This window comes from Mesorhizobium sp. M8A.F.Ca.ET.181.01.1.1, assembly GCF_004792025.1.
In the GTDB taxonomy this organism is placed as follows: domain Bacteria; phylum Pseudomonadota; class Alphaproteobacteria; order Rhizobiales; family Rhizobiaceae; genus Mesorhizobium.
The window spans coordinates 282,005-302,513 of record NZ_SRTV01000002.1 but is presented as its reverse complement, the minus strand read 5'-3'; the positions used below and the strand labels follow the sequence as shown (position 1 = coordinate 302,513).

Genomic DNA, 20,509 nt, shown 5'->3' with positions numbered 1-20,509 from the left:
CGAAATGTTTTTTGCCGACTGCGGAGATCGGCTGATGAAGCCAATGCCTTGGGCTCATCCAAAAAAAACAAGAGCCGCGAGCCAAGCCCACCGCTCTTTGTCGTCGAGGTCGTCGAGGCCCTGCGTGGATCAGTTGCCCCAATTGCTCTGGCCTGGGTCCGGCTGATTGGAATCGTCGCTCGGACAGTTTGGAGGTTTCGCCGGCCACGGCCCAAGCCGCATTTGCCTTGCGTTGCGATCGATACTATCGATCATTTTGGGTCCGATTGGCGAATGGGATCGACGATCGAGCCCGAGGCGACCCGTTGAGACCGAAAGCGGGCGGATGCTGGAACGGCAATAGACATGCGATTGCTGCTTGTGGAGGACAATCGCGAACTGGCGGACTGGCTGGGCAAGACCTTGCGCCAGGCGAACTATGTCGTCGACATCGTCCATGACGGCGAGGATGTCGAGCACGCGCTTGCCGCGGGCGACCACGCGCTTGTCATTCTCGATCTTGCGCTGCCTCGCATGGGCGGACTGGAAGTGCTGCGCATGCTGCGAGCCCGCGGCAACCGGGTGCCGGTGATCGTACTGACCGCCAATGCCAGCCTCGATGGCCGGGTCAAAGGCCTCAACGAAGGCGCCGACGATTATCTGGCTAAGCCCTTCCAGATCGAGGAGCTTGAAGCACGCATCCGCGTGCAACTGCGCCGCGTCAATGACCGGACGGCACCGGTCGTTGCCTGCGGCGACCTCGTCTTCGACACCAACACCAGGCTGTTCTCGCTCGGCGGGGAGGCGCTGGCGCTGACGCCGCGCGAACATGCCTTGCTCGAGCAATTGATGATCAAGGCAGGACGCACCGTAAGCAAGGCCGCACTGTCCGCGGCGATCTATGATTTCGAGACCGACGCCGATCCCAGCGCCATCGAGATCTATGTGCACCGTGTGCGCAAGAAGCTTGAAGGGTCGCGCGTCCAGATCGCCACTTTGCGTGGCCTCGGCTATCTCTTGCGCCACGATGATCTGGCGCCATGAGAATTAACAGTCTTCGGCTGCAACTTCTGGCCTGGGTGGTGTTGCCGCTCGCCGGGCTCGCCACCGTCAATCTGTGGACCAGCCATGGCAATGCCCTGGCGACCGCCGATCTTGTCACCGACCGCATGTTGGTCGGATCGGCACGGATGATTGCCGAGCAGGTCGCAATGACCGACGGAGTGATCAACGCCACGGTGCCGCCGGCAGCGCTCGAGATGTTCGACACCGGCGACCGCGACAGGGTCTACTACGGTGTCGAAGCCGCCGGAGGGCGGCTGTTGACAGGCTATCCCGGGCTACCCAAGACGCCTGGACGCCCCAGCATCGAAGCGACCTATCGCGACCAGACGCTGCGGCTGCTGACATTTACGCACGCGGTGGTCGGCGCCGGCGGCGACTCGCCGATATCGGTCACCGTCGGCGTCACGCTTTTCGGCCACGACGCGATGGTGCGGCATCTCTGGTTCAGCGCCTTCACCCAGCAACTGGCGCTGGTGGCGATTGCCGGCGTCTTCGTGCTGCTCGGCCTGCGGCGAGGATTGACGCCGCTCATCCGGCTGCGCGACGCAGTGCGCTCACCGAAACGCAGCGAACTCGACCCCATCGAAGTCGCCGGTGCGCAGAGCGAAATCCGGCCGCTGGTCGATGCGCTCAATGCCTATATGGAACGGGTGCGGGCGCAGATGGCGGCGCAGCGCCGTTTCATCGCCAATGCCGCGCATCAGTTGCGCACGCCGCTGGCGCTGTTGTCGACGCAAGCGAGCTACGCGCTGCGCGAAAACGCTGTGGATGCGCGCAAGGAAGCGCTTGTCGCCCTGCAGGCAAGCTCCGCCCGGCTGGCGAGGCTGGCCGAACAGCTCTTGACCTTGTCGCGCGCGGAACCGGGCAGCCGGCGACCGCGCGCCGATCGCATCGACCTGACGCAAGCCGCGCGCCAAGTGCTGGAAACGCACGCGCCCAGGGCCATTGATCGCAACGTCGATCTTGGCCTCGATGAGACTGGCGCCGTACCGGTCATCGGGGACGGCACGATGCTGCGGGAGATGATCGTCAATCTCGTCGACAACGCCCTGCGCTACACACCGGCAGGCGGCACCGTCACCGTCAAGCTCGCCGCCGCCGGTGGCGAGGCCGTGCTGACGGTTACCGACGACGGGCCAGGCATACCCGCCGACGAGCGCGACCATGTCTTCGAGCGCTTCTATCGGCTCACCGGCGCGACCGACGAAGGCAGCGGCCTCGGGCTCGCCATCGTGCGCGAGGTGGTCGAAAATGCCAGCGGTCGCATCACCCTTGCGGATGGCGCGACCGGCGGCCTGGTCGTCGAGGTGCGCCTGCCGTTGGCCGGCGGCTAGGGGTCCTTGCCCCGCTCCGATCTGCTTACTGCGTCTCGTGCAGCGGCTGCGGACGCCATTTCGCCAGCCGGTTCTCGACCATTGTCATCAGATATTCCGCGCCCAGCGCCACGACCATGATGATGACGATCGCGGCATACATGCCGGCGGCGTCGAAGGAGCCCTTGGCGATGTTGATCAAGAGCCCGATACCATAGCGTGAGCCGACGAACTCGCCGACGATGGCGCCGATGATGGCGAAGCCGAAGCTGACGTGCAGGCTGGCGAAGATCCAGCTCATCGCCGACGGCACGATCACCGAGCGGGTCAGCTGCCAGTCGGAGGCGCCGAGGATACGGGCATTGGCGATCATCGCCCGGTCGGCCTCGCGCACGCCCTGGAAGGCGTTATGGAAGACGACGAAGAACACCATGATGAAGGCCAGCGCCACTTTCGAAGCAAGGCCAAGGCCGAGGATCATGATGAAGATCGGCGCCAGCACCACGCGAGGGATGGAGTTGATGACCTTGATGTAGATGGAAAAGATGTCGGCGGCCATGCGGTTGCGGCCAAGCGCGACGCCGATGATGATGCCGGCAACCGAGCCTGTGACGAAGCCGAGGACGGATTCCTCCATCGTGACGTAGAGATGGTACCAGAGCGGCCCTTCGGACGTGCCTTCCGTCGTCCACTCATAGAGCCTCTGCGCGATCGCGCTTGGCGTGGCGTAGAAGAACGGATCGATCCAGGCCTTGCGCCCGGCGACTTCCCAAGCGGCGAGGAAGACGATGAGGATGGCATACCGCCAGAAGATCACCGTGCGGCGACGATGCTGCGCGGCCTTGGCGGCGGCGGCCTCTATTTCGGCGTCCGAAGTTCCCGGCCTGAAACTTCCTGCCCTGATGTCGATGGTGGCATCGGTCATTGTGTCCTCCCTCACGCGGCAGCGCGGGCATAGCTGGTCTCGACCTCTTCCTTGAGATCGGCCCAGATGGTGCGCGAATAGTCGATGAAGCTTTGCTCGTAACGGATGTCGGCGACGACGCGAGGGCGCGGCAGGTCGATGGTGTAGACCGACTTCACCGTCGCCGGCCCGGCGGTCAGCACATAGACTTTGTCGGCCAGCGCTATTGCTTCCTCCAGGTCGTGGGTGACGAAAACGACCGAAGCCCTGGCTTCGGACCACAGACGCAGCAGTTCCTCGTGCATGAGAACACGTGTCTGCACGTCGAGCGCGGAGAACGGCTCGTCCATCAGCAGAATCTCGGGGCCATTGATGAAGGTCTGCGCCAACGCGACGCGCTTGCGCATGCCGCCGGAGAGCTGGTGCGGATAGTGATGCTCGAAGCGCGCCAAGCCGACGCGCGCCAGCCAGTCGCGCGCCGCGGCCGTCGCTTCTGCCTTGGCCCTGCCACGGAAGAGCGGCCCGGCCATGACGTTCTCGATCACCGTGCGCCATGGAAACAGCGCGTCACTTTGAAAGACGAAGCCGATGCGGGAATCGATGCCCTTGACGGGTGCACCCATGACCCGGACCTCGCCCGCGCTTGGGCTCGCCAATCCGGTGACGAGGTTGAGGGTGGTGGACTTCCCGCAGCCGGTCGGGCCGACGACGGCGACGAATTCACCCCGCTCGACGGTCATGGTGAAATCACGGATCGCGGTCAGCGACTTGCCGGTGGGTGACAGGAAGCGGCGGCTGACATTGATCAGCTCAATTGCCGGTGCGCTTTTCTCTTGTGCCATGCTGGGCTAACTCCTCGAACGAAGAACCGCCGTCGGCCAGGGCCTCCGGACGTGAAAACCAGACGATTGCCGGCACGAGGCGGTGCATCGCGCCGGCAGACGGGTTTACTTCGCGTTCTTGACGAATTCCGTCGTGTAGGTCTTCGACAGGTCGATCTGCTTGCCTTGCAGGTCCTTCTTGAAGGCCGACAGCACAGTCAGCACCGTCTCGGGGCCGCCCTCGGGCATTACGCCGTCGGCGGTGAACATCGCCTTGCCGGCATCGAGGGCCTTCACATAGCCCTCCTTGTCGCCGACATAGTAGTCCTTCGGCATCTTGTCGGCGATTTCGGCGCCGCTATGGGTATTGATGAATTTCTGCGTCTTGACGAAAGCATTGGCCAGCTTCTGCACCACATCCTTGTGGGCCTCGACCCAGTCTGTCTGCATGTAGAGTGACGCGGCCGGGTATGTGCCGCCGAGCGCGGCTTTTGTGCCTTCCATCGTACGCATGTCGATAAGGACTTTGGCCTCACCCGTCTTGAGTAGCCGGGTGATGGTCGGCTCGGTCGTCATACCCGCCTGGATCTTGTCCTGTTGCATCGCGGCGATGAATGTATCGCCGGCACCGACGGGGATTGAGGTGAATTCACCCAGCTTCAAGCCGTTCTTCACGGCGAGGTATTCCGTCAGGAAGTTTGTCGAGGAGCCGAGGCCGGTGACACCAAGGTTCATGCCCTTGAAATCGGCCGGCGACTTGATTTCGGGATGCTTCGTCGAAACCAGTTCGACCTCGCCGGGCGCCTGGCTGAACTGGACAATGGACTCGACGAATTTGCCTTTGGCCTGGAGGTCGATGCTATGGTCATAGAAGCCGACAACGCCTTGCACGGCGCCGGCCAGCATCTCGTTTTCGGCATCGACGCCGGCCGGTTCGTTCAGCAACTCGACGTCAAGACCCTCGTCCTTGAAGTAGCCCAGGGCTTCGGTGAGCTTGGCGGGCAGATAGATCTGCTTTTCGTAGCCACCCACCATGATGGAAATCTTTTCGTCGGCCGCCGATGCCGCCGTGGCACCCGTGGCGGTGATGGCAAGCGTCAAGGCAACGGTGCGCAACGCACACTTCGAGATGAAACCGGTCACAAAACTTCCTCCATTTGGGCGACGCGCTGTGAAGCCGCGCCGCATTCCTCCCTCGCCGACCGTCGCGGGCCGGACATGCGGTGACACCGCAAAACCGTCATGACATGCCCAAGCTTTCAGCTGGCTTTCAGTCGCGGGGCAAAAAAATCGTTCGCAGCGTCACGCCCGAGCGCTCTGCCCCAGGACGTCGCGCATGTCGTATTCGCCGGGAGTGCGGCCCGCCACCCAGAGAGCGGCGGCGATGGCGCCACGCGCGAACATGACGCGGTCGCCGGCCACATGCGACACGGTGACGGTCTCGCCCTCGGCGCAGAAGGAGACGCTGTGCTCGCCGACGATGCTGCCGCCGCGCGCCACCGCGAAGCCGATCTCGCCCACCGGCCGCGCGCCGGTGGCGCCATCGCGGACGCGCCTTGCCACCATGTCCAGTTCGACGCCGCGCCCGCCGGCAACGGCTTGCCCCAGCATCAGCGCCGTGCCCGAGGGCGCATCGATCTTGTGGCGATGATGCGCCTCGAAAATCTCGGCATCCCAGTCTTGCGGAGCGAGTGCCCTCGCCGCCTGCTCGACCAATCCGACCAGCATGTTCAGGCCGAGCGAAAAGCTGCCGGAGCGGACTATCGCGATGTTTTTGGCGGCATCGGCAATAATGGCCGCTTCGGCCGCATCGAAACCGGTCGAGCCAATCACCAAGGCTGGCCCGCCGCGTTGCGCACAGAAACTGGCCAGATCGGCGGAGGCAGCCGGCGTGGTGAAGTCGATGACCACATCGGCCATGGCAAGCGCTTCCTCGCGGCTCACCAGCCCATCACCGACACTGCCTGGGCGGTGAAAGCGGGCGGCAAGCGCCAGACGCGCATCGGCCCGCACCGCATCCGCCATCTGGCGTCCCATGCGGCCGAGAGCGCCCGATATGGCGATCCTGATCGGCGGCTGCGACATCGGCTCCTGCTATTTCCACATGCCGCGCATGCGCGCGCCGATGTCGACGCGCACCTCCGGCCGGGGTGCCCTGCCCTGCGCCGCTTGCGCGGCCGGCCACGAAAGCTGCTGGAACGCGGCAAGGATGGAGGCCGGGATGAAACGGGTGCGCGAGGCATAGAGATGACGGTCGCCACGCGCCGCCTGCCCGTGCGGAAAGAAGCGCTGCGGCATGATCAGGTTGAGGCTGTCCTTGGCTCGTGTCATCGCCACGTAGAGCAGCCGGCGCTCTTCCTCGATGTCCTCCTTGGTGCCGACGCCGAGATCGGCCGGAATGCAGCCATCGACCGTGTTCAGCACGAAGACGTTCTTCCACTCCTGGCCCTTGGCCGAGTGGATGGTGGACAGGATCAGATAGTCCTCGTCGCGATGCGGTGGCCCGGCCTGGTCGCTGGTCGCGTCCGGCGGATCGAGGGTCAGCTCGGTCAGGAAGCGTTCGCGCGAAGCATAGCCCGACCCGATTTGCTCCAGTTGCAGCAGATCCGCCCGGCGCGTGGTCGCATCCTCGTGGATGCGCTCCAGATGCGGTTCGTACCAAAGCCTGATCTGTTCGAGATCGGCTGGCCATTTGGCGCCGGCACGCAAGCCGGAATAGAGCGAGACGAATCCCGGCCAGTCGTCGGCGGCGCGCTGCGGTGGACGCCAGCCGGCCAGGCCCATCGCCTCGTCCAGCGCCGACGTCATGGCCTCGACGATCTGCGCGGCGGCGGAAGGACCGATGCCTGGCAAGAGCTGCAGCACGCGAAAGCCGGCGACACGGTCGCGTGGGTTTTCGGCAAAGCGCAGCACCGCCAGCACGTCCTTGACGTGGGCGGCATCGAGGAATTTCAGGCCACCGAACTTGACGAAAGGAATGTTGCGCCGCGTCAGTTCGATCTCCAGCGGTCCGCTGTGGTGCGAGGCGCGAAACAGCACCGCCTGTGACTTCAGCGCGGTGCCGGCCTCACGCTCCGCCAGGATGGTGTCGCAGACGAAGTTCGCCTGCTCGACCTCGTCACGCACGGTCACAAGTCTTGGCTTGTCGGTGGATTTGCGTTCCGACCACAGGTTCTTGGTGAAGCGCTCGGAAGCTTCGCCGATGACCGCATTGGCGGCGGCCAGAATGGTCTCGGTCGAGCGGTAATTGCGCTCCAGCATCACCACGTCGGCGGTCTGCGCGAACTGCCGGGGAAAGTCGAGGATGTTGCGCACCTCGGCGGCGCGGAACGAATAGATCGACTGCGCGTCGTCGCCAACGACCGTCAGCCCGGCGCCGTCGGGTTTCAACGCAAGCAGGATCGACGCCTGCAGCCGATTGGTGTCCTGGTATTCGTCGACCAGCACATGATCGAAACGCCCGCCCAGATGCGTGGCGATCTCAGGCTCGGCCGTCATCTGCGCCCAGTAGAGCAGCAGATCGTCGTAATCGAGCACGTTCTGCGCCTGCTTGGCCTCGACGTAACTGGCAAACAGCTGCTTGAGCTGCTCTGCCCAGCCGGCGCACCAGGGGAAGGCAGACCCCAGCACCTCACCGAGCGGGGCCTGCGCGTTGACGGCGCGCGAATAGATGGCAAGGCAGGTGCCTTTGGTTGGAAAGCGCGCTTCCGTCCTGGAGAAACCGAGTTCGTGGCGCACGAGATTCATCAGATCGGCGGAATCCTCGCGATCATGGATTGTGAAGGCCGGATCGAGGCCGATCTCCAATGCATAATCGCGCAACAGCCGCGCACCGATGCCATGAAAAGTGCCCGCCCAGGTGAGCGCATCCGTGATCACCGCGGCGTCGCGACCGAGCACTTCGCCGGCGATGCGCTCGACGCGTCTCGCCATTTCGGATGCGGCGCGCCGCGAAAACGTCATCAGCAGGATGCGGCGCGGGTCGGCCCCCTTGACGATCAGATGGGCGACGCGGTGCGCCAGCGTATTGGTCTTGCCGGAGCCAGCCCCGGCAATGACCAGCAGCGGGCCTGCAATCTTGCCGTCGCCATGTTCGACGGCCTGGCGCTGGGCATCATTCAGCCGGGCGAGATAGGCCGGCTGGACGGTCGAGTCGAAAAAGGTCGAATCATGGGCGGCGAGGTTCATCGCCCATCAAGCATCGTTTCCGCTTTGTTCGCAACAGAGAAGCGGCTCCGCCAATTCGGCGAGCAATACGATCAGCGTTTCGGGTCAACGCCCATCGCCGCCGATTGCCGGCGCAGCGCTTCGCGGTCGTTTGCAGGCGCCGGCAGCAGGAGCGGATCGACAGTGTCGGGGACCTCGTCGATCATCTTGCGGGCGAGACGGTAAGTGACAAAGGCCAGCGTGCCGACCAGAAGCAAACGGATCATGTGGGCGGTCCTCCTTCTCTGGATCAACTGGAGGCCGGGCCTTTTGTTCCCTCGGCGCAACCGCCGCAACCAAACCGGCGCCGCCTCGTTCTGACTTGGAGGAGGTAGCGATGAAAAAGCTAGGACTGATCCTCGCGCTCGTCGCCTTGGCGCTCACGGCCTGTGACAACAAACTGCCGCCGACAAAGGCGACTGGAGGGGACCAAGGTCTCGCAATTCCTGCCGCGAACAATGGCATTGCCAGGCAGTGAATGGTGGCCCGCACCCGACAATTGCGGGGTCGTCATCAACGCATTGCCGCGATGCATTCCTCGAGGCGGTCGAGGCGGAACTTGGCATTGCGCAGTTCGTGGCCTGCGTCCTGGCGCAATTGTCGTGTCTGGGCCGAGGCAGCGGTCAAGTTTTGTTCGAGTTCAGCGATACGCGCGCGCACTCGCCGCGCTTCGTCCTGACGCAACGCCTTTATCCAGCTCCGCCCGCGCATCCATGGCTCCCCCAGCACCCAAAGCGTGGAGTCTTGGCAGCAAAACGCTAACTTCCGCCAAGCGCCAGCATTCTAAATTTAACGAAAGCTAATTTAGCGCGCAGGGGAGAAGGCCGGCGCCGCTTGGGAGGTAATCTGATAGCGCCGGCCAGGCGGATATCAGGTCCGCCGCATGAAGCACGCTAGCTGAGTCTTGCCGCAGCGTCATGCGAGATCAAGGATATCGGCCTTTTCCGGGCGTTTTCCCCCGGTAAAATGCCGCGAAAAGCCCGCCCGTGGGTTCAAGTCCCAAGCCGCTGTCTGGCGATGGCGACATGGAAATCGACGCCGAACAACAGCCCGTCATCGTTGAAGTCGTAGCTGGAATTGTGAAGCGGCGCCGAACCCTCGCCGTTGCCGAGGAAGACGAAGCAGCCCGGCACGTGGTCGAGGAAGCGGGCGAAATCCTCCGACGCCGTCATCGGTTCGCGGGCGACCGCGATATTGCCAGGCTCGAAAACCGTCGTGGCGGCGGCGAAGGCCGCATCGACCAGTTCGGCATCGTTGCGCAAAGGCACGAATTCCCTGGTGTAGTTGACCTCGGCGGCAACATTGTACGTGGCAGCGATGCCTTCGGCGATGATGCGCATCTGGCGCTCGATCTCGGCGCTGACCTCGGGACGGAAGCTGCGCGCGTCGCCAAGGACGCGGGCAAAGCCCGGCAGTGCGTTGCGGGTGCCGTCGGTGATCAGCTCGGTCACCGAAACCACGGCGATGTCGGCCGGGCTCAGCCGGCGCGAGACGATGGTCTGAAGACTGGTGACCAGCGCACAGGCGGCGACCAGCGTTTCCTGACCCGAATGCGGCCGGGCCGCGTGGCCGCCCAACCCCTTGAGCACGATCTCGAAGATATCCTCGGCCGACATGACCGGACCGGCGCGGGTTTCGAAATGCCCGACGGGCAGGCCAGGCATGTTGTGTAGGCCAAAGACCTCGTCGAAGGGAAAGCGGTGCATCAGGCCATCGTCGAGCATCGCCAACGCGCCTTTTCCCCATTCCTCCGCCGGCTGGAAGATGAAGCGCACGGTGCCGTCGAAACCGCCCTCCCCGGCCAGAAGCTTGGCCGCACCAAGCAGCATCGCCGTGTGGCCGTCATGGCCGCAGGCATGCATGAGACCGGGATTGCCGGAGCGGTGTGGCGCGGTCGATTGCTCTGATATGCGCAGCGCATCCATGTCGGCCCTGAGCGCGATGGCACGGTTGCCGTTGCCGCGCTGCAACGTGCCGACGACGCCTGTGCCGCCGATACCCTCGGCGACATCGTCCAGGCCGAATTCGCGCAGCTTGGCCGCGACGAAGGCCGCGGTGCGTTTCTCCTCGAAGCCGAATTCGGGGTGCGCGTGCAGATCGCGCCGCCACCCGGTCATCTCCAGCTTCAGCGCGTCACGGTCGATTTCAGCCATTGCCTGATATCTCCTGATCCGCAAGGCGGGCGACGACATCAAGCAGGATGTTGGCGCCGGCGACAAGCTCGGCATCGTCCGTATGTTCGCGCGGATTGTGGCTGATGCCGCTGGCGCTCGGCACGAAAATCATCGCCGCGGGCGCAAGGCGCGCTATCATCTGCGCATCATGGCCGGCGCCTGACGTCATGCGCTTCGAGACCAATCCGCGGTTGCTGGCGGCAGCCTCGATCAGTTCGACGATGCGGCTATCGAAAATCACCGGCTCGAAGCGGGCCAGCCGCTCGACCGAGACCGTGACGCCATCGGCGGCCGCGAGGTCCTCGAGAAATGCGGCAAGTGCCGCCTCCTCCGCCTGCAGGCGGTGCTCGAAAGGGTCGCGCTGGTCGACGGTGAAGACGGCGCGCGAGGGAATGACATTGATGGCGTTTGGCTCGAAACGCATCGTCCCGACGGTTGCAACGGTCGGCGTGTTCGAGGCTTTGGCGCGGTCGTGCAGGAACGTGACGACACGCGCAGCCGCATGGCCGGCATCATTGCGCATCCACATCGGCGTGGTGCCGGCATGGTTGGCGATGCCATCTATGGTGATGCGCTGCCAGGAGATGCCTTGCAGGTTTTCCACGGCGCCGATCGGCACGCCTTCGCGTTCCAGCACCGGGCCCTGCTCTATATGCAGTTCGAGATAGACATGCGGTTTGAGGAAGCCGGGCTCCTCGTCGCCGGCATAGCCGATGCGGGCCAGCTCCTCCCCCAGCACGCTGCCGTCGGTGCCGACGGCGGCCAGCGCCGCCGCGATATCGACGCCGCCGGCATGGACCAGTGAACCCATCATGTCGGGGGAATAGCGAACCCCTTCCTCGTTGGTGAAGGCGGCGACCGCGAGCGGGCGCGACGGGACATAGCCTGACCCCTTCAGCGTCTCGATGACCTCCAGGCCGGCCAGTACACCGTAGCAGCCGTCATAAATGCCGGCATCGATGACGGTGTCGATATGCGAGCCGACGAGGATTGGCGCCTGCCCGGCGTTCTCAGGTACCTGCCAGATGCCGAAGATGTTGCCCATGCGATCGATGGCGATTTCGAGCCCGGCCTCGCGCAGCCAGCCGACGAAGCGGTCGCGACCCAGCCGGTCGGCATCGGAGGCGGCCAGCCGCACCAGCCTGCCCTCGCCATCACGGCCGATGCCGCCGAGTTCGCGGATGCGGCCAAGCAGTCTTTGTCCGTCGATCGAGATCATGGCGTTGCTCCTGAAAGCATCTTGCCGGCAAGCACATCCGCCGGGTTCATGCCGACGAGCTCGGCATAGCGGCGGGGGTCGGTCGCGGCTTCGGTGTTGATGACCAGCACGCGCGAAGTGGCGTCGAGGCCAAGCTCGGCCTTGTGACCGGCCATCGCCCGGATCAGTCCGGCAAGACCGACCCCTCCGCTTTCACCGGCAACGATGGCCGGATCGTTGCCGGACGGCCTTGCCAGCCGCCGCATCACGGCGACGGCGTCGTCCTCGTCGACGGTCATGAAGGCATCGGCGACGCGTGCCAGCACGCGCCAGGCGACCGGCGAGGCCTCGTAGCATTCGAGCATCGCCATGACCGTCGCCTCGCCATGCGCGATCTTGACCGGGTGCCCGGCTTTGGCGGCGCCGAAGACGCAGGCGGCGCGCGCAGGTTCCACCACCGTGAAAACAGGCCTGGCTTCTCCGAGCACGATGGCGAGATGGCCGGCGATCGCCGCCGCGATGCCGCCGACGCCTGCCTGCACGAAGACATGCGTCGGCGGGTCGGAGAGCTGGCGCAGCGCTTCGCGCACGATCGCCGTGTAGCCCTGCATGACAAGCCCCGGAATGCGTTCGTAGCCCGGCCATGAGGTATCGGAAACCACCGTCCAGCCTTTCTCGGCGGCGATGCGCGCCGCCTGCCTGACCGAATCGTCATAATTGCCGTCGACGCGGATCATCTCGGCCCCGTAGCGGGCGATGGCCGCGACGCGTTCGTCGCTGACGCCGGCATGGACGAAGATCGCCGCCTTGGCACCGACGAGCTCGGCGCCCTGCGCGACGGAGCGGCCGTGATTGCCGTCGGTGGCGCAAGCAACCGTCATGGTCGCCGCGACCGACCGAACTTCGGGCCGATCGAGATCGCCGACATCGACGGAGCGGCCCAGACGCTTGCTGGCCTCTTCCAGGACCAGACGGAAGACCGCATAGGCGCCGCCCAGCGCCTTGAAGCTGCCGAGGCCGAGCCGAAAGCCCTCATCCTTGACGTGCAAGGCCGCGAGACCGAGCTCGCCCCCCAGCGCCGGCAACGCGTGCAGCGGCGTTGCCAGGTGATTGTCACGGCGGGCAAGGAAACGCTCGACGGTGTCCGCTCCGGCGATGCCGAGGGTTTCGGCATCGGCCGCGCCCAGGGGCCGGCGGTGCAAGGCATTGTTATTGGGCAGGAACATTGGCGGTCTCCTCGGCGTCGTCCGAGAGAAGATATTGCAGGACATGCGCAAAAGGCGCTGTAATTCGGCTCTCAAAATGCAAGTTTGTTTCGTCAGGATACGCCAATGCCGCAGTCGCCGGTCTCCCTCGACAGCTTCGATCTCGCCATCCTTGCCATCCTGCAGCGGGACAATACGACGCCGCAACGGCTGATCGGCGAGGCGGTGAACCTGTCGGCGCCGGCCGTGCAGCGCCGCATCAAGCGCATGGAACAGACCGGTGTCATTGCCGGCAACGTCGCCGTGGTGGAGCCGGCTGCCGTCGGCCAGCCCATCACCATCTTCGTCGAGGTCGAATTGGAGAGCGAACGCACCGAACTGATCGATGCGGCCAAGCGGCAATTCTCGGCAGAGCCGCACGTGCAGCAATGCTATTATGTCACCGGCGAAGCCGACTTCATCCTCGTCATCACCGTGGCCGACATGGGCGCCTATGAGGCGCTGACGCGAAAACTGTTCTTCGGCAGCAACAATGTGCGGAAGTTCCGCACCTTCGTCGCCATGGACCGCGTCAAGGTCGGGTTGACGGTGCCCTTGCCTGGATGAGCCCGTGGCACCCTTGCCACGTTTCTGACATTCTCAGGATCGCGAATTGGCGGTGGAGGCGCGCATGGACGAAACCACGAAGGTCGCGATCATCGGTGCCGGGCCAGCGGGCCTGGCGGTTGCCGCGTGCCTGCGGCAAGCCGGGGTGGATTTTGTCATCCTCGAAAAGGAGCAGCAGGCCGCGCCGGCCTGGCGGCGTCACTATGATCGCGTGCATCTGCATACGACCAAACGCTACTCGTCGCTGCCCTTCGTCCCCTTCCCCAAGGATTATCCGCGCTATGTGCCCCGCCATCTCGTGGTCGAGTATCTCGATGCCTATGCGAAGCGTTTCGACCTCGAGCCCCGCTTCGGCGAAACCGTGCGGGCGATCACCCGGGAGGGCCGCGGCTGGCGGGTGGAATCGACGTCGGGCGCCTTACGCGCCTGGCATGCGGTGATCGCGTCTGGCTACAATGCCGAGCCCTTGCTGCCAAAATTTACCGGCATCGACGCCTTCAAGGGCAAGACGCTGCACAGCGCGGACTACCGCAACGCTACGCCTTTTGCCGGCCAGTCGGTGCTGGTCGTCGGCATGGGCAACACCGGTGCCGAGATTGCGCTCGATCTGGCGGAAGGCGGTGCCCGGCCGACGATCTCGGTGCGCGACGGCGTTCACATCGTGCCGCGCGAACTGTTCGGCGTGCCGATCCAAATGGTCGGCATGGCGACGCGGCTCGGGCCGCGGCGCATCAATGACGCCCTGTTCCCCCTCATTCTCGACCTTGTGCTGGGCAGGCTGGAGAAATTTGGGCTCAGACGGCCGAAGCAGGGATTGCTGCAACAGATCGCCCTTGCGTCGCGCATTCCGGTGATCGATGTCGGCACGATCGGCAAGATCCGCGAAGGCGCGATCAAGGTGGCGCCCGACATCGCCGAAATCTCGGAACGCGGTGCCCGTTTTGTCGATGGCGGCCACGGCGAATTCGACGCCATCCTCTTCGCCACCGGCTACCGGGCGGGCTATGCCAGGTTGCTCGAACCCGGCATCGAGCCAGGCCCCAGCGGCGTCAATGCCCGCGCTTCGGATCTCGGCCTCTATCTGGTCGGCTTCCACAATGCGGTCACCGGGCTGCTGCGCGAAATCGGCATCGAAGCCCAGGCGGTCGCCGACGACATCCGCCAGCGGCAAAACAGGAAAGAGGCGACCGAGACCCTGCCGGTGTGAAGCCGCGCCGCGTTCTCAATCCGCAGGCGATGTCCTGAGCATCATGCCGGCGATCTCCTTCGCCAGTTTGGCGGCGACAAGCGCCGTCACGTTGGAGAGGTCCTGGCTTGGATTGTATTCAACGATATCAGCGGCAACGATCGGCTGGTTGATGCCTTGAATCAGGTTGATGACCTGCCGTGTCGACAGGCCGCCGGGCTCGCGGTGGGAGACGCCCGGCGCAAAGGCCGGATCGAGCCCGTCGAGATCCATCGAGATATAGACCGGCGTCCCGAGATCGAGCTGAATGCTTTCGCTGAAATGCGCGGCCTCCACCACCTCGACGCCAAAGCGCTTGAACTGATCGCGGTGATGACCGTTCACGGTGCGCAGGCCGATCTGGATCAGCCGGTCGGCAAGCCGTTCCTCCATGATGCGTGCGAAGGGCGAAGTGTGCGAACGCGGATTGTCATCGTAGGCATGATAGATGTCTGGGTGGGCATCGATATGCACGATCGTCAGGCTTGGATGGCGACGGCGTACAGCGCGCAGCACCGGCCAGGAGATGGCGTGATCGCCGCCCAGGCTGATCAGCGGATGGCCCGCGTCCAGTGCGCGGCCGACTTCGCTTTCGATCCGCTGCCAGGGATCGCCCGGTTGGGTGAAGTCGATATCGCCATGATCGACGAAGCGGTCGCTCAGGTCGAAGCCGGTCTCGCTCCATGAGGAGTAAGCATCGCTGGTGAGTTCGCGCCTGATCAGCGGTGGCGCCTTGGCCGCACCCTGGAGGTAGGATGAATTCCCGTCATGCGGTATTCCCAGAAGCGAAATCGCGCCTGCCATCGACACTCTCCCATTGCGACGGACGAATGCCTCTATAGAGACGGGAGCTGGCATTCGCGACCGCTGGTGTTTGGGCCAGAGGTGAATCCGGATCAGGAAAATCTGCGGGGCTAGGCGCTCAGCTCCTGCGCCCGGCGCAACCACACCTTGTTGTCGTGGAAGGCCGCGCCGCCATAGGGCGCGGGGGCATCGGCGCCGGTCAGCACGTTGATGCCTTCGCCGCGCTCATGCGCGCTGTTCGGCCAGATGCCCTCGGCGATCACGACGCCACGCTTGATGCCGTCGAACAATCTGGCATGTAGCACCACCTCGCCGCGCATGTTGCCGACCTCGACCCGGTCGCCGTCGGCAAGTTCGAGAGCCGCCGCATCGTCGGGATGCAGCAGGAGTTCGGGGCGGCCTTCCTTCGCCCTTGAAACCGGTGTCTCGGAAAAGGTCGAGTTGAGGAAGTTGCGCGCCGGCGAGGTCGTCAGGCGGAACGGATGCGCTTCGTCGGCCACTTCGATCAGGTCGACATGATCGGGAAATTCCGGCAATCGCGCCACCGGGCCGAACAGGCCCATGCTCTTCGGCGGCCGGTTGGGAGCCGCCTGCCCGGTCCAGTCGGCGCGGAAGCGGAATTTGCCGTCCGCATGGCCGAAGCCCCGGATGAAATGCGCGGTTTCGAAATCCGGCTGCAGGTCGACCCACTTCTCTTCCTTCAAGGAATCGAAGCTGCCCAGCCCGCGCTTGCCGAGGATGATGTCGATATGCTGCTGCTCGGTGAGGCCAAAGCCCGGCCGATCGGCGACGCCGAGGCGCTGGGCCAGCTGCTCGATGACGAAATGGTTGGTGCGCGGCCCTTCCGGCGGCTCGATCAGCTTGGGGCCGAGCGTGATATGCTGGTTGCCGCCGCCCTTGTAGATGTCGTCATGCTCGACGAACATCGTCGCCGGCAGCACGACATCGGCCAGCTTGGCCGTGTCGGTCATGAACTGCTCGTGCACGCAGGTGAACAAATCGTCGCGCAAAAATCCCTGCTTCACCAGCCGCTGCTCGGGCGCGACATTCACCGGATTGGTGTTCTGGATGAGCATGGCCGTCACCGGCGGTCCGCCGTAGAGCGCGTCGCTGGCGCCGGTCAGCACCGGGCCGATGCGCGAGTGATCGAGATAGCGGATCGAGGGATCGCGCATTCTTGAGCCTTCCAGCACATCCTGATTGAGCTTGAAGATGCCGGAATTGGAATGGAAGGCGCCGCCGCCCTCATACTGCCAGGCGCCGGTGACCGCGGCGATGCATGACGCCGCATGCATGTTGACCGCGCCGTTGCGCTGGCGCGCAAAGCCGTAGCCGAGCCGGAAATAAGTCTTTTTCGTCGTGCCGACGAGCCGGGCGAAGGCCTCGATCTCGGCGACCGTCAAACCGGTGATATCAGCCGCCCACTCCGGCGTGCGGGTGCGCAGATGCGCTTCAAGGCCCAGAGGGTCGTCGGTGTATCTTTCGAGATAGGCGCGGTCGGCCAGGCTTTCTCTGAACAGGACATGCATGACAGCACAAGCCAGCGCGCCGTCGGTGCCGGGCTTCAGCACCAGGCCCATGTCGGCCTGTTTCATGGTGGCGTTTTCATAGACGTCGATGACGACGATTTTCGCGCCGCGTTCCTTGCGCGCCTTGATGGCGTGGGTCATGACATTGACCTGCGTGACCACCGCATTGGTGCCCCAGATCACGACGCAATCGGATTTGGCCATTTCTCGCGGATCGGGACCGCGCAAGGCGCCCGCCCCCATCATCCAGCCGGTCCAGGCGAGATTGGTGCAGATCGAGCCGAAGAAGCCCGAGTACTTCTTCACATGCCGCAGCCGGTCGATGCCGTCGCGCTGCACCAGCCCCATCGTGCCTGCGTAATAGTAAGGCCAGACCGTCTCCGATCCGTACTTCTCCTCGGCCGCGATGAAATTCTCGGCAACGAGGTCGAGTGCGGCTTCCCAGCTTGCCTCCTGCCAGACGCCCCCGCCCTTGGCGCCCTTGCGCACCAGCGGCTTCAGCAAACGGTCGGGATGATGGACGCGGTCGGCATAGCGGGCGACCTTGGCGCAGACGACCCCGGCCGTATAGGTATTGGACTTGGCGCCATGGACGCGGCCGATGCGGTTGCCGTCAAGCAGTTCGACCTCAAGCGCGCAGGTCGACGGGCAATCATGCGGACAGGCCGAATGGCCAATGCGGAGCTTCGCGTGCTGGTTCATGCCATTTGTCTAGCGGGTTTTGACGGTGGCGTGTAGGGCCAGATGATTAGCCAATCTCCCCCCTTGTGGGGGAGATGTCCGGCAGGACAGAGGGGGGCGCGAAGGATCGCGGCCTATCGAGCCCAATCAATGTGCCACCGAAGTTGGCGATGGTGATTGCAAAGAGACCGGCAGGTTGGCGGGACAGCGCCCCCCTCTGCCCTGCCGGGCATCTCCCCCACGAGGGGGGAGATTAGCTCTACTCCGCCGTCCCTTCCTCATATTCCGCCGACATGGTCAGCCATTTTTCCTCATGGCCGGCCAGCGTCTGGGCAAGCTGCGAGCGTTCCTTGGCGAGCCTGGTCGCAGTCGACGGATCCTTCTCGTAGACCGCCGGGTCGGACAGTTCGTCCTCGATACCGTCGATGCGCTTGCGGATACGGTCCATCAGCGCCTCGGTGGCGCGGATTTCCTTGGCCAGCGGCTCGAAGGCGGCGCGGCGTGCTGCCGCGTCGCGGCGGCGATCGGCTTTTGATGCCTTGTCGGCCTCGCGCTTGCCGCGGCGGTCGCCGGAGACGCCGGTCACCAGCGTCTTGTAGTCCTCGAGGTCGCCGTCATAGGGATTGACCGCACCATCCTTGACCAGCCACAGCCGGTCAGCCGTCGCCTCGAGCAGATGGCGGTCGTGCGAGATCAGGATGACGGCGCCGGGAAATTCATTCAGCGCATGGATCAGCGATTCGCGGCTGTCGATGTCGAGGTGGTTGGTCGGCTCGTCGAGGATGAACAGGTTCGGACCCTCGAAGGCCGACAGGCCCATCAGAAGGCGCGCCTTCTCGCCACCGGACAGATCCTTGGCGGGCGTGTTCATCTTCTCGGTGGTGAGACCGTACTGGGCGACGCGGCCGCGCACCTTGGATTCCGGCGCCTCCGGCATCAGCCGGCGGACATGCTCATAGGCATTCTCCTCGGGGCGCAGATCGTCGAGCTGGTGCTGGGCGAAGATCGCCACCTTCAGCCCGGGCGCCACCGTCATGGTGCCGGTTTCCTGCTTCAGGCGACCCGACAGCAATTTGGCGAAGGTCGACTTGCCGTTGCCGTTGGCGCCGAGCAGCGCGATGCGGTCGTCGGCGTCGATGCGCAGCGTCATCTTCTTCAGGATCGGCTGGCCCTCGGTATAACCGACATTGACGTTGTTCAGCGCAACGATCGGCGAGGCCACCGTCTTCACAGGTTCGGGGAAAGAGAACGGCCGCACCGTGTCGTTGACGATGGCCGAGATCGGCTTCATCTTTTCCAACGCCTTGATGCGCGACTGCGCCTGTCTTGCCTTGGAGGCCTTTGCGCGAAACCGCTCGACGAAGGATTCCATATGCTTGCGGGCGGCTTCCTGCTTGACCCGGCCCTTTTCCTGCAACTCCTTCTGCTCGGTGTACTGGCGCTCGAACTGGTCGTAACCGCCGCGCCAGAAGGTCAGCTTCTTCTGGTCGAGATGAACGATCGAGTTGACGGCGCGGTTGAGCAGATCGCGATCGTGCGAAATCAGGAGCACGGTGTGCGGATACTTTGAGACGTAGTTTTCCAGCCACAGCGTGCCTTCGAGGTCGAGATAATTGGTCGGCTCGTCGAGCAGCAGGAGATCCGGCTCGGAAAACAGTACGGCGGCCAACGCCACGCGCATACGCCAGCCGCCGGAGAAGGACGAGGCCGGACGCCGCTGCGCGGCGTCGTCGAAGCCGAGGCCGGCGAGGATGGTGGCCGCGCGCGACTCGGCCGAATGAGCATCGATGTCGGCCAGCCGCATGTGGATGTCGGCGATGCGGTGCGGATCGGTCGCCGTCTTCTCTTCTTCGAGCAGCGCCGTGCGCTCGAGATCGGCCTTGAGCACGATCTCGATCAGCGGGTCCTCGGTTCCAGGCGCTTCCTGCGCCACCTGGCCGATGCGCGTATTCTTCGGCAGGCTGATCGAGCCTGTCTCGGAGGGAAAATCGCCTGTTATGGCCTTGAACAGCGTCGTCTTGCCGGTGCCGTTGCGGCCGACGAGACCGGCCTTGGTGCCGGCCGGCAAGGTGAGCGAGGCGTGGTCGAGAAGCAAGCGCCCCGCCATGCGGAGTGAAAGGTCATTGATGATAAGCATGGCCGCGCTTTTGCACTGGACATCAACGCTTCGCAAGACCTTGCGGGCCAGTTGGCCGCACAAGGCCTGGAAACGGCGCGCACAATGCGCCGCCAGAGCAGGCGATCAGTGACCTGCGATACCGGCCAGAAAGGCCTCAGGCAGTGGCCTTGCCACGCTTTGTCGCCTTGGCCACGACCGCCGGCGCAGCGACCGGCTTGCGGCCAAGTCCCGTCGATTTCGCCAGCGCCGACCGGGTCGCCGAGTAATTCGGCGCGACCATCGGATAGTCCGGCGGCAAGCCCCATTTGGCCCGATAGTCATCCGGGCTCAAACCGTAGTCCGTCCTGAGGTGTCGCTTGAGCGACTTGAACTTCTTTCCGTCCTCCAGGCAGATGATGTAGTCGGGAAACACCGACTTTTTCGGATTTACGGCCGGAACAAGGCTCGGGCTTTCCACGACGGCCGCACCAGCCAGCTTTCGGACCGAGGCGCTGACGCTGGCAATCAGGTCAGGCAGGCCGGAAGCCGGAAGCGGGTTGTTGCCTACATAGGCGGAGACAATATCGGCGGTCAGCTCGATAACGGTCTTATCCTCGATATTTGACAATTCTTTCACCCTATCTGCGACAAAGTCATCTACCCCAGTAAAGACTTTTGTCGATGTATCTCTTTAACCGCGC

The 20,509-nt window shown here is 64.3% G+C and carries 18 protein-coding genes; 4 read left to right on the top strand and 14 right to left on the bottom strand.

The features are described from left to right. Window positions 1–345: 345 nt before the first annotated feature. The gene (locus EN824_RS09775) at window positions 346–1,023 is read left to right on the top strand and encodes a response regulator (protein ID WP_127276622.1); all 678 of its coding nucleotides are present in this window, start codon (window positions 346–348) and stop codon (window positions 1,021–1,023) included. After that, the gene (locus EN824_RS09770; RefSeq protein WP_127276619.1) at window positions 1,020–2,378 is read left to right on the top strand and encodes a sensor histidine kinase; all 1,359 of its coding nucleotides are present in this window, start codon (window positions 1,020–1,022) and stop codon (window positions 2,376–2,378) included. The genes EN824_RS09775 and EN824_RS09770 overlap by 4 nt, the downstream gene beginning before the upstream one ends. A 25-nt stretch (window positions 2,379–2,403) precedes the next feature. Here the strand turns inward: EN824_RS09770 and EN824_RS09765 are convergent, their stop codons facing one another. The 10 genes from EN824_RS09765 to EN824_RS09725 form a co-directional block, all read right to left on the bottom strand. Then, complete coding sequence (locus EN824_RS09765; RefSeq protein WP_127276617.1) at window positions 2,404–3,282, bottom strand: ABC transporter permease; 879 nt, start codon at window positions 3,280–3,282, stop codon at window positions 2,404–2,406. A gap of 11 nt (window positions 3,283–3,293) precedes the next feature. After that, window positions 3,294–4,103: an ABC transporter ATP-binding protein gene (locus EN824_RS09760; RefSeq protein ID WP_127871470.1), complete on the bottom strand. Its 810-nt coding sequence runs from the start codon at window positions 4,101–4,103 to the stop codon at window positions 3,294–3,296. A 105-nt stretch (window positions 4,104–4,208) separates the two neighbouring features. After that, window positions 4,209–5,225, bottom strand: a complete 1,017-nt coding sequence (locus EN824_RS09755) for an ABC transporter substrate-binding protein (protein WP_127280273.1) — start codon at window positions 5,223–5,225, stop codon at window positions 4,209–4,211. A gap of 159 nt (window positions 5,226–5,384) precedes the next feature. Continuing rightward, a complete protein-coding gene (dapB, locus tag EN824_RS09750) occupies window positions 5,385–6,167 on the bottom strand; it encodes a 4-hydroxy-tetrahydrodipicolinate reductase (RefSeq protein ID WP_127280272.1) in 783 nt (260 codons plus the stop codon). 9 nt (window positions 6,168–6,176) lie between these two features. Further along, window positions 6,177–8,270, bottom strand: a complete 2,094-nt coding sequence (locus tag EN824_RS09745; protein WP_127280271.1) for an ATP-dependent helicase — start codon at window positions 8,268–8,270, stop codon at window positions 6,177–6,179. 71 nt (window positions 8,271–8,341) lie between these two features. Continuing rightward, entirely contained in the window at window positions 8,342–8,515 is a 174-nt protein-coding gene (locus EN824_RS35160) for a hypothetical protein (protein WP_167531203.1), read from the bottom strand. Between the two features lie 286 nt (window positions 8,516–8,801). Then, window positions 8,802–8,999, bottom strand: a complete 198-nt coding sequence (locus EN824_RS09740; protein ID WP_127871467.1) for a hypothetical protein — start codon at window positions 8,997–8,999, stop codon at window positions 8,802–8,804. Between the two features lie 281 nt (window positions 9,000–9,280). Next, window positions 9,281–10,441 (bottom strand): M20 aminoacylase family protein, encoded by a 1,161-nt coding sequence (locus EN824_RS09735; RefSeq protein WP_127280575.1) that lies wholly within the window; start codon window positions 10,439–10,441, stop codon window positions 9,281–9,283. Further along, on the bottom strand, window positions 10,434–11,681 hold the full coding sequence (locus EN824_RS09730) for a Zn-dependent hydrolase (RefSeq protein WP_127280576.1): 1,248 nt from the start codon (window positions 11,679–11,681) through the stop codon (window positions 10,434–10,436). The genes EN824_RS09735 and EN824_RS09730 overlap by 8 nt, the downstream gene beginning before the upstream one ends. After that, the gene (locus tag EN824_RS09725) at window positions 11,678–12,886 is read right to left on the bottom strand and encodes a diaminopropionate ammonia-lyase (RefSeq protein ID WP_135863814.1); all 1,209 of its coding nucleotides are present in this window, start codon (window positions 12,884–12,886) and stop codon (window positions 11,678–11,680) included. The genes EN824_RS09730 and EN824_RS09725 overlap by 4 nt, the downstream gene beginning before the upstream one ends. A 105-nt stretch (window positions 12,887–12,991) precedes the next feature. On the opposite strand from EN824_RS09725, the gene EN824_RS09720 reads away from it, so the two are divergent. After that, window positions 12,992–13,471: an Lrp/AsnC family transcriptional regulator gene (locus EN824_RS09720; RefSeq protein ID WP_127280719.1), complete on the top strand. Its 480-nt coding sequence runs from the start codon at window positions 12,992–12,994 to the stop codon at window positions 13,469–13,471. Between the two features lie 64 nt (window positions 13,472–13,535). Further along, window positions 13,536–14,678: an NAD(P)/FAD-dependent oxidoreductase gene (locus EN824_RS09715; RefSeq protein ID WP_127280718.1), complete on the top strand. Its 1,143-nt coding sequence runs from the start codon at window positions 13,536–13,538 to the stop codon at window positions 14,676–14,678. Window positions 14,679–14,693: 15 nt separating this feature from the next. On the opposite strand, the gene speB is transcribed toward EN824_RS09715, so the two are convergent. The 4 genes from speB to EN824_RS09695 form a co-directional block, all read right to left on the bottom strand. Then, window positions 14,694–15,500, bottom strand: coding sequence for an agmatinase (gene speB / locus EN824_RS09710; RefSeq protein WP_127280717.1), 807 nt, complete (start codon window positions 15,498–15,500; stop codon window positions 14,694–14,696). Window positions 15,501–15,610: 110 nt separating this feature from the next. After that, window positions 15,611–17,731, bottom strand: coding sequence for a molybdopterin oxidoreductase family protein (locus EN824_RS09705; RefSeq protein WP_135863812.1), 2,121 nt, complete (start codon window positions 17,729–17,731; stop codon window positions 15,611–15,613). 238 nt (window positions 17,732–17,969) lie between these two features. Continuing rightward, window positions 17,970–19,847 carry an ABC-F family ATP-binding cassette domain-containing protein gene (locus EN824_RS09700; RefSeq protein WP_135932187.1) on the bottom strand — a complete coding sequence of 626 codons (1,878 nt, stop codon included), beginning with the start codon at window positions 19,845–19,847 and terminating at the stop codon, window positions 17,970–17,972. Window positions 19,848–19,983: 136 nt separating this feature from the next. After that, window positions 19,984–20,436, bottom strand: a complete 453-nt coding sequence (locus EN824_RS09695) for a MucR family transcriptional regulator (protein WP_127871458.1) — start codon at window positions 20,434–20,436, stop codon at window positions 19,984–19,986. Window positions 20,437–20,509 lie beyond the last annotated feature (73 nt).

Bases quoted from the DNA above. Each gene is read 5' to 3' on its own strand.
- EN824_RS09700 (WP_135932187.1), bottom strand. From the start codon at position 19,847: ATGCTTATCATCAATGACCTTTCACTCCGCATGGCGGGGCGCTTGCTT.
- EN824_RS09715 (WP_127280718.1), top strand. From the start codon at position 13,536: ATGGACGAAACCACGAAGGTCGCGATCATCGGTGCCGGGCCAGCGGGC.
- EN824_RS09725 (WP_135863814.1), bottom strand. From the start codon at position 12,886: ATGTTCCTGCCCAATAACAATGCCTTGCACCGCCGGCCCCTGGGCGCG.
- dapB (WP_127280272.1), bottom strand. From the start codon at position 6,167: ATGTCGCAGCCGCCGATCAGGATCGCCATATCGGGCGCTCTCGGCCGC.
- EN824_RS35160 (WP_167531203.1), bottom strand. From the start codon at position 8,515: ATGATCCGTTTGCTTCTGGTCGGCACGCTGGCCTTTGTCACTTACCGT.
- EN824_RS09705 (WP_135863812.1), bottom strand. From the start codon at position 17,731: ATGAACCAGCACGCGAAGCTCCGCATTGGCCATTCGGCCTGTCCGCAT.
- EN824_RS09745 (WP_127280271.1), bottom strand. From the start codon at position 8,270: ATGAACCTCGCCGCCCATGATTCGACCTTTTTCGACTCGACCGTCCAG.
- speB (WP_127280717.1), bottom strand. From the start codon at position 15,500: ATGGCAGGCGCGATTTCGCTTCTGGGAATACCGCATGACGGGAATTCA.
- EN824_RS09775 (WP_127276622.1), top strand. From the start codon at position 346: ATGCGATTGCTGCTTGTGGAGGACAATCGCGAACTGGCGGACTGGCTG.
- EN824_RS09765 (WP_127276617.1), bottom strand. From the start codon at position 3,282: ATGACCGATGCCACCATCGACATCAGGGCAGGAAGTTTCAGGCCGGGA.
- EN824_RS09730 (WP_127280576.1), bottom strand. From the start codon at position 11,681: ATGATCTCGATCGACGGACAAAGACTGCTTGGCCGCATCCGCGAACTC.
- EN824_RS09740 (WP_127871467.1), bottom strand. From the start codon at position 8,999: ATGCGCGGGCGGAGCTGGATAAAGGCGTTGCGTCAGGACGAAGCGCGG.
- EN824_RS09760 (WP_127871470.1), bottom strand. From the start codon at position 4,103: ATGGCACAAGAGAAAAGCGCACCGGCAATTGAGCTGATCAATGTCAGC.
- EN824_RS09720 (WP_127280719.1), top strand. From the start codon at position 12,992: ATGCCGCAGTCGCCGGTCTCCCTCGACAGCTTCGATCTCGCCATCCTT.
- EN824_RS09770 (WP_127276619.1), top strand. From the start codon at position 1,020: ATGAGAATTAACAGTCTTCGGCTGCAACTTCTGGCCTGGGTGGTGTTG.
- EN824_RS09735 (WP_127280575.1), bottom strand. From the start codon at position 10,441: ATGGCTGAAATCGACCGTGACGCGCTGAAGCTGGAGATGACCGGGTGG.